General features: G+C 60.8%; 8 protein-coding genes. 5 read left to right on the forward strand and 3 right to left on the reverse strand.

Annotated features, from left to right (window positions below):
- Positions 1-116 precede the first annotated feature (116 nt).
- Both VIW95_RS06095 and VIW95_RS06100 read right to left on the reverse strand, forming a co-directional pair.
- A complete protein-coding gene (locus VIW95_RS06095) occupies positions 117-662 on the reverse strand; it encodes a hypothetical protein (protein WP_331584541.1) in 546 nt (181 codons plus the stop codon).
- A 171-nt stretch (positions 663-833) separates the two neighbouring features.
- The gene (locus VIW95_RS06100) at positions 834-2,045 is read right to left on the reverse strand and encodes a CoA transferase (RefSeq protein WP_331584542.1); all 1,212 of its coding nucleotides are present in this window, start codon (positions 2,043-2,045) and stop codon (positions 834-836) included.
- A 97-nt stretch (positions 2,046-2,142) separates the two neighbouring features.
- On the opposite strand from VIW95_RS06100, the gene VIW95_RS06105 reads away from it, so the two are divergent.
- Positions 2,143-3,060, forward strand: coding sequence for an SDR family oxidoreductase (locus VIW95_RS06105; protein WP_331584543.1), 918 nt, complete (start codon positions 2,143-2,145; stop codon positions 3,058-3,060).
- A 72-nt stretch (positions 3,061-3,132) separates the two neighbouring features.
- Here the strand turns inward: VIW95_RS06105 and VIW95_RS06110 are convergent, their stop codons facing one another.
- Positions 3,133-3,576 (reverse strand): hypothetical protein, encoded by a 444-nt coding sequence (locus VIW95_RS06110; protein WP_331584544.1) that lies wholly within the window; start codon positions 3,574-3,576, stop codon positions 3,133-3,135.
- Between the two features lie 366 nt (positions 3,577-3,942).
- On the opposite strand from VIW95_RS06110, the gene VIW95_RS06115 reads away from it, so the two are divergent.
- The 4 genes from VIW95_RS06115 to dapB all read left to right on the forward strand — a co-directional run.
- The gene (locus tag VIW95_RS06115; RefSeq protein WP_331584545.1) at positions 3,943-4,275 is read left to right on the forward strand and encodes a carboxymuconolactone decarboxylase family protein; all 333 of its coding nucleotides are present in this window, start codon (positions 3,943-3,945) and stop codon (positions 4,273-4,275) included.
- 34 nt (positions 4,276-4,309) lie between these two features.
- Positions 4,310-5,464: a (E)-4-hydroxy-3-methylbut-2-enyl-diphosphate synthase gene (gene ispG / locus VIW95_RS06120; RefSeq protein WP_331584546.1), complete on the forward strand. Its 1,155-nt coding sequence runs from the start codon at positions 4,310-4,312 to the stop codon at positions 5,462-5,464.
- A 154-nt stretch (positions 5,465-5,618) separates the two neighbouring features.
- Positions 5,619-5,888, forward strand: coding sequence for a hypothetical protein (locus tag VIW95_RS06125; protein ID WP_331584547.1), 270 nt, complete (start codon positions 5,619-5,621; stop codon positions 5,886-5,888).
- Positions 5,889-6,103: 215 nt separating this feature from the next.
- Positions 6,104-6,742 (forward strand): 4-hydroxy-tetrahydrodipicolinate reductase (gene dapB / locus VIW95_RS06130; RefSeq protein ID WP_331584548.1); only part of this gene is annotated, 639 nt, incomplete at its 3' end.

Here is a 6,742-nt window from a genome sequence, read left to right on the forward strand (position 1 = left end):
GTAAAACGCCATCGCGACCGGCAACTGCGGCATCTCGGTTTCCGACTTGGCCTGCTTGGGTTTCTTAAAGGTGGTTTCAACCCACCAGCGATTTTCGACGGTTGGCTTTTGCGGCATCAGGCGATCCGCCGGGATTTGCGAGTGATGATGCGCCGCGAAGCGATACGATTAACCCGTCGCGATCTTCGTGCGATCGAAATACGCGGGCGGCGCTTGCGGACGCGATTTGCGGCGCGCCGCGTATTCGGTATTCCCGCGCGGGTGCGCGAGCGCGATGCAGCACGGCGGCCGGAGACTCTGAGTCCGGTGATCATCCGGCGCGAAAACAAGTCGGCCTTGCGCTCGGGGTCGCTCCAGAGCAGGAAGTGGCCCATCTCGTGGTAGAGCATCTGGATCCACTTGCGCTCGCTGAAGTAGACGCGTCCGCGCTTCCAGTTTTCGGGATGCACGAGGTGGATGCGGCCGTCTTCGTAGGTGCGGCCGGCGGTCTTGCCCCAATCGATGTACTCGAACCATTCGATGCGCGGGCGGCGCACGTTGAAGTACCGACACATCGAGGAGATGGCGCGATTGAAATGCGCGGCGCGATGTCCGCGGAAAAATTCGGCGAGGTTGCGATCAATTTCGCGTCGATGAGCTACGGGAGGGACAATCATTCGCACCAGCAGACGACCTCCGGGAACGGGTGATGATCAGATAGTGTGATCATATTGAGGCTGGTTCGTCAGAGTCAAACAAAGTCGGCAAAACGCGGCTTTATACCGGCGTTTGATCGATCAAACAGCTCAAAATCACCTGTCAGGAGCGGCTTTGGCGCATTTTGAAGAGTCAACCTAACCGAGTGTGGTGGAGGCTTTCAAACGTGCGATTTCGTCCCACGACAGCCCCATTTCGAGCGCAACTTCCTCTGTATGCTGGCCGAGTTCGGGCGCGGCGCGATGCGGCTGCGAAGGGACGTCGCCAAACTCGACGGGGCTGTTCACGACTCGGCACCCGGGAATGTTGGGATGATCGACGGCGGCAAACGCGCCGATCGCTTCGGCTTGCGGATCGTCGAGCACTTCGGCGTCGGTACGCACGGGCGCCCACACAAGATTGTGGCGATCGAAAACCGGCGCCCATTGGTCGGCGGTCCTGGCGGCGACGGCACGATCTATTTCGCCGGTGAGTGCGGCGCAGTTTTGTGCGCGCGCGGTCGAGTCCTTGAAGCGCGGATCGTTGAGCCAATTTGATTTGTCGAGCGCTTGGCAGAAATCCGGCCAATGCCGATCGCTCTGGATCATCACGAAGTAAATCCATCGCGCGTCGGCGCATCGATAGGAACTCCAGAGCGGATTCACGCGTTCAGTGCGCGACTCGGACTGGGGCGAGCGACCCGTCATGAGGCCGACGGTAAGGTCGGAGGCGTTCATCCACAGGCCCATCGAGAACAGCGAGATGTTGACCTCGCGGCCGCGGCCATTGCGCTCGCGCGCGAGCAGAGCGGCGGAGATCGCACCCGCCAGGCCGAGGCCGACGGCGTGATCGATCATCGCGGGCCGCTGCGCGGGCGGCGACTGTCCCGGCTCCGCGATCGTCGCCATCAGGCCCGAGCGCGCCCACGCGGCAGCGTAATCGTAGGCGGGGCGATTTTTGTCGGGGCCGCGATGCCCGTAGCCATTGATCGACGCATAGATGAGACGCGGATTTTTCGCAGACAGCGTTGCGTAGTCGAGTTTCATCCGCTCGATCGCGTCGAGGCGCAGGCTGGTGACAAAGACGTCGGCGCGCTCGATCAACTTGAGCGCGAACGCGTGGCCGTCTGCCGTGCGCAAATCAACGGCGACAGAGCGTTTGTTGCGGTTGTCGAGCTCGAACGGCGGACGGATGCGCGCGTTGGGATCGCCCATCGTGCGGGTGACGAAGCCGCGAATCGGATCTCCGGTGCGCGGGTCTTCGAGCTTGATGACGTCGGCGCCCCAGTCGCCAAGCACGGCGGTGGTGGAGGGCCCGGCGACCCACATCGCAACTTCGATAACTCTGATGCCTTCGAGCGGATAATCCATAGGAACTTGATTGTAATGAAACCCCTCCTGGGTTTCATACTTCCTTGGGCACGGGTAACCCCTGCACCTTAGTATTATGAAATGAGGAGATTGCGCGATGCCCGAGAATGATTTCGATGTTGTTACCGGTGCATCCGGATATACCGGGCGGTACATCACGCGCGCGCTATTGGCTCGCGGGCGTCGGGTCAGGACGCTTACTGGACATCCGGCGCGAGGCGTTCCATTTGGCGATCTGATCGAAGCAGTGCCGTTTGATTTCGATCGCCCAGGCGATCTCAAGCGAAGTCTTGAAGGCGCCCGCGCGCTCTTCAATACCTACTGGATCAGGTTTCCGCACGGCGGGCAGACCTTCGACACGGCGGTTGCGAACACACGTATCATGCTTGATGCAGCCACCGCCGCGGGTGTGCGCAAGTTCGTGCATATCAGCGTCACTAACGCGACGGAGTCGTCGCCGCTGCCTTATTTCCGCGGTAAGGCGATGGTCGAGGCGGCGGTCAAAGAGTCGGCGCTCAGCTACGCGATCATTCGGCCGGCGCTGATTTTCGGCGTCGAGGACATTCTGCTCAACAACATTGCGTGGCTGCTGAGGCGGTTTCCGTTCTTCGCGATTCCGGGGCGAGGAGACTATCGCGTCCAGCCAATCTTCGCGGCCGACCTGGCCGAGATAGCCGTGAACGCCGCGCGCGACGATCAATCCGCCACGCTCGACGCGGTCGGGCCGGAGATCTTCACCTTTGATGAATTGGTGCGAATGCTTGCGAGCGCGGTCGGCAGCAATTCCCGGATCGTGCGTGTCGATCCACGCGTCGCAGTCGCGTTCGCGCGAATTGTCGGATGGTTGGTGCGCGACATTACGCTCACGCGCGACGAAACTCGCGGCCTGATGAGCAATCTGTTGGTTACTGACTCGCCGCCAAACGCGGCGACGCGCTTCAGCGAATGGCTCCGCACCAACGCAGATAAGATTGGAATCGCCTACGCTTCGGAACTGGCGCGGCATTTCCGATAGCAGCAATAAGAGAACCGCGCGCAGACTTTCATGGTCCGCGCGCGGCTCAACCCTTACGACTGAATCGAATGGCTAGCGGGCACGAGTCGCGCGATGCACTCTGCGCGGATCGCGGCGGCGAACACGATTCACGGTCAGGCGCTGCATCCGACTCGCTTCCTTCAGCCGCAAGCGGAGCGGAGCGCCGCCCCGTCCTGCCACCAGCTCCGACAGGCGCCAGCGCAGACCCTTAGCGTCGATACCGAGTGCGTCGCATACGCTGTCGTATGACAACGGGCACGAGACTCCCGTGGCGAAGAACCAGCTCCAGGCCTCATTGAACGAGTTGCGTTTGCGCAGGCTCGACGAGCCGCCGAATTCCTGCACTACGTTGATCGCGTCGGCCAGCACCGCGAGCATCAAGCGCTGTTCGCTCGAGAGCGATCGCGTGCCGACGAGTTCGAAGAACTGGCTGCGCAGGATTACGTCGGGAAACGGTCGTGGATCGGCGATTCTGATTGTGGAGATAGTACTCATCGTTCAGCTTCCTCCCTCCCCCGAGCGAAGAGCTTGAACTTGAAAATTTTGCCGCACGAGATGCACAACATCTTATGCAACGCCCCTTTCCGTCTAATACAGAACCTCGGAGAGAAAGAAAGTTAGTGAGAACTGTGACTCATTGCAAGGGAAAAGTCAGAGCGTAAATTTGCCTTCGCGAGCCTAGGATAAGTAAAATTTGTGTGGCGATATCACCTGGATTAGCGCAGGCGCGACCGTGAGCGGGCGCGGGATGTCGATGGACACCGTGCGCAACAGCATGAAAGGCAATTATTATCGATACGGATGCATACGGTCTGATATAGTCGCATCACCAGCGACCAAACGACCTCCGGGAGAACTACCATGGCTGATTTCTACGGCAAGGAAACCTCAAAATATCTCCGCAACCTGCGTCAGAATGCGCCCGACGCCTTCAAGGGCTTCCTCGAATTCGACAAGGAAGTTTTCAAGGACGGCGCGATTCCGAGCAAGACCAAAGAGCTGATGGCGATCACCGCGGCGCACGTTACGCAGTGCCCCTGGTGTATCGAAGCGCACGTCACGCGCGCGAAAGAAAAAGGATGCACCGACCAGGAGATTGCGGAAGCGGTGTGGGTGGCGGCGGCGATGCGTGCGGGCGCTGCGTTCAGTCATGGCGCGATCGCGATGGCGGTCGCGGACGAACACAAGCACTAGCAAGCGCGGCGCGCATTCGGCAGCATAGGTGGAAATGGAACAGGCGTTAAAAGATCGAAAAACACGGCAGATAACGATTGGCGGCACCAAGGTCGGCGGCAATGCACCGGTGGTGGTGCAATCGATGTGCGCGACGCGGACCATCGACATCGACGAAACGGTCGCGCAGGCCCATCAGCTCGCCAACGCGGGCGCGGGAATCGTGCGAATCGCGATCGACAGCGAGAAGGAAATCCCGGCGGTCAAGGAAATCCGCGAGCAGACCAAGGGCGTCGTGCTGTCGGTCGATTTGCAGGAGAACTACAAGATCGCGGACCGCGTCGCGCCGTACGTCGACAAGATTCGCTACAACCCGGGGCATCTGCACCACATCGAGAAGTCGAAAACGATCGAGCAGAAAGTGAAATGGCTGGTCGATGTGGCGCGGGACAACGACGTCGCGATCCGCATCGGCGTCAACTGCGGATCGGTCGCGCCCGCGTTCCTGGACAAGTACCCGGGCGACCAGCTCGCGGCGATCGTCGAGTCGGCCGCGTACCATTGCGATCTGATGGACAGTTTCGGCTTCACGCGCTTCGTCGTCTCGCTGAAGGATTCCGATCCGGTCAAAGTGATGGACGCGAATCGACGCTTCTCGAAGCGCCGGCCCGACGTGCCGATCCATCTCGGCGTCACGGAAGCGGGATTGCCGCCCGACGGAATCATCAAGACGCGCATCGCGTTCGAGAAGCTGCTCGCGCAGAGTATCGGCGATACGATTCGCGTCTCGCTCACGCTGCCGAACGAGCGCAAGCACGAAGAAGTGCTGGTCGGCCACAAGATTATCGATGATGTCGCCGCCGGCCGCTTCATCTCGGTGCCGGACTTCGGCGCGGGGCTGAATATCATCTCGTGCCCGTCGTGCTCGCGCGTCGAGAACATGAAATTCGTCGAGCTGGCGCAGCAGGTGAAGGAGCTGACGGTTTACGCCGAGCAGTACAAGATCACGATTGCGATCATGGGATGCCGCGTGAACGGTCCGGGCGAGACCGATGACGCCGACCTTGGCTTGTGGTGCGGTCCGACGACCGTGAATCTCAAGAAGAAGGATCGCAAGCTGGGCTACTTCGGCTACGAAGAAGTACTGCCCAAGCTGCGCGCCGAATTGGATCGTCTGATCGCAGAGCGCTCCGCAGCCGCTACGAATTAGGGCCGCGCTCACTCGCGCGACTGGTCCAAATTTAGGACACTACCCGAAATTTCCGGCTACTATGAAGCATCGACAACAAACACTATTGTAGATGGATTGCTCAGCCGCGATTTTCGGCGATTGCGTCGGGAAAGCGGCTTCCAAGAAGGGATTCATGGCGAATAAAGGAAACTGCAAAGCGAAAGATTGTGCGCGCGAGGCGGTTGGCAAAGGTTATTGCCGGCAGCATTTTCGGCTCTGGAAGGCCGGCGAAATGCCCAAGGCGCGGTTCAAAACCTGCACCTTCGAGAAATGCCGTAAGCATCGCCACGGCACCTCGAGCCTGTGCGACGAACACTTCAAGGCCAAGCACGGCAAGCCGGCAGATGCAGCGGCGACCGCGCCCGCGGCTGAAGCGGCGCCGGCAGAAGCTCCAGCCGCCTGATACTGCGATGAGACCTTTGCGTAACTCGCGTGAGGGTTCGGAACAGAGAAGCAGAATCTTGAATCGCGCGCGAAAAAGCGCGCTGTATACGGACCCTCACCTTCATCCTCGCCCTAACAGGGCGAGGAGACAGCGGTCGAGCAGGTTGTGCAAAGCTCTTTGTCCCGATAGCGTCCGCATCGCGCGGGCGGCGTGAAGTGAAAAGAGTGCTTCCGATGGCTAATCTAATCGTGGCCGGAGCAGCGGGCCGGATGGGCCGTCTGCTGGTCGCGCTGGCGTCGCGCGATCCGGCGCACAAAATCGTCGGCGCGCTCGAAGCGCATGGCAACGGCGCGATCGGCTCCGACGCTGGCGAGCTCGCCGGCGTCGGCAAGCTCGGTGTGAAAATCACCGACCACTACGCGATGCTCGCAAAGCCCGACACTGTCACGCTGGATTTCACGACGGCGGCAGCTTCGATGGAGCATCTCGAGGTCGCGTCGAAAGCGGGCGCCGCGATCGTCATCGGATCCACCGGCTTCACGCCCGAGATGGAAACGCGGGCGCGCGAACTCGCGCAGAAGACGCGCACCGTGATCGCACCCAACATGAGTATCGGGGTTAACGTTCTGGCGAAGATTGTCGCCGAGGTCGCCGCGATACTTCCCGACTTTGATGCCGAAGTGATCGAGATTCATCATCGCACCAAAATAGACGCGCCCAGCGGCACCGCGCTCTCGCTCGGCAAGGCGATCGCGTCGGCGCGCAGCGCGGACTTTGCCTCGAACGCCGTTTACGGACGCGAAGGAATCACGGGCATCCGGCCTGACGGCAAGATTGCGGTGCTCGCGATGCGCGCGGGCGACGCAGTCGGC

The organism is Binatus sp. (SeqCode) (assembly GCF_036522015.1).
Classification (GTDB): domain Bacteria; phylum Desulfobacterota; class Binatia; order Binatales; family Binataceae; genus Binatus.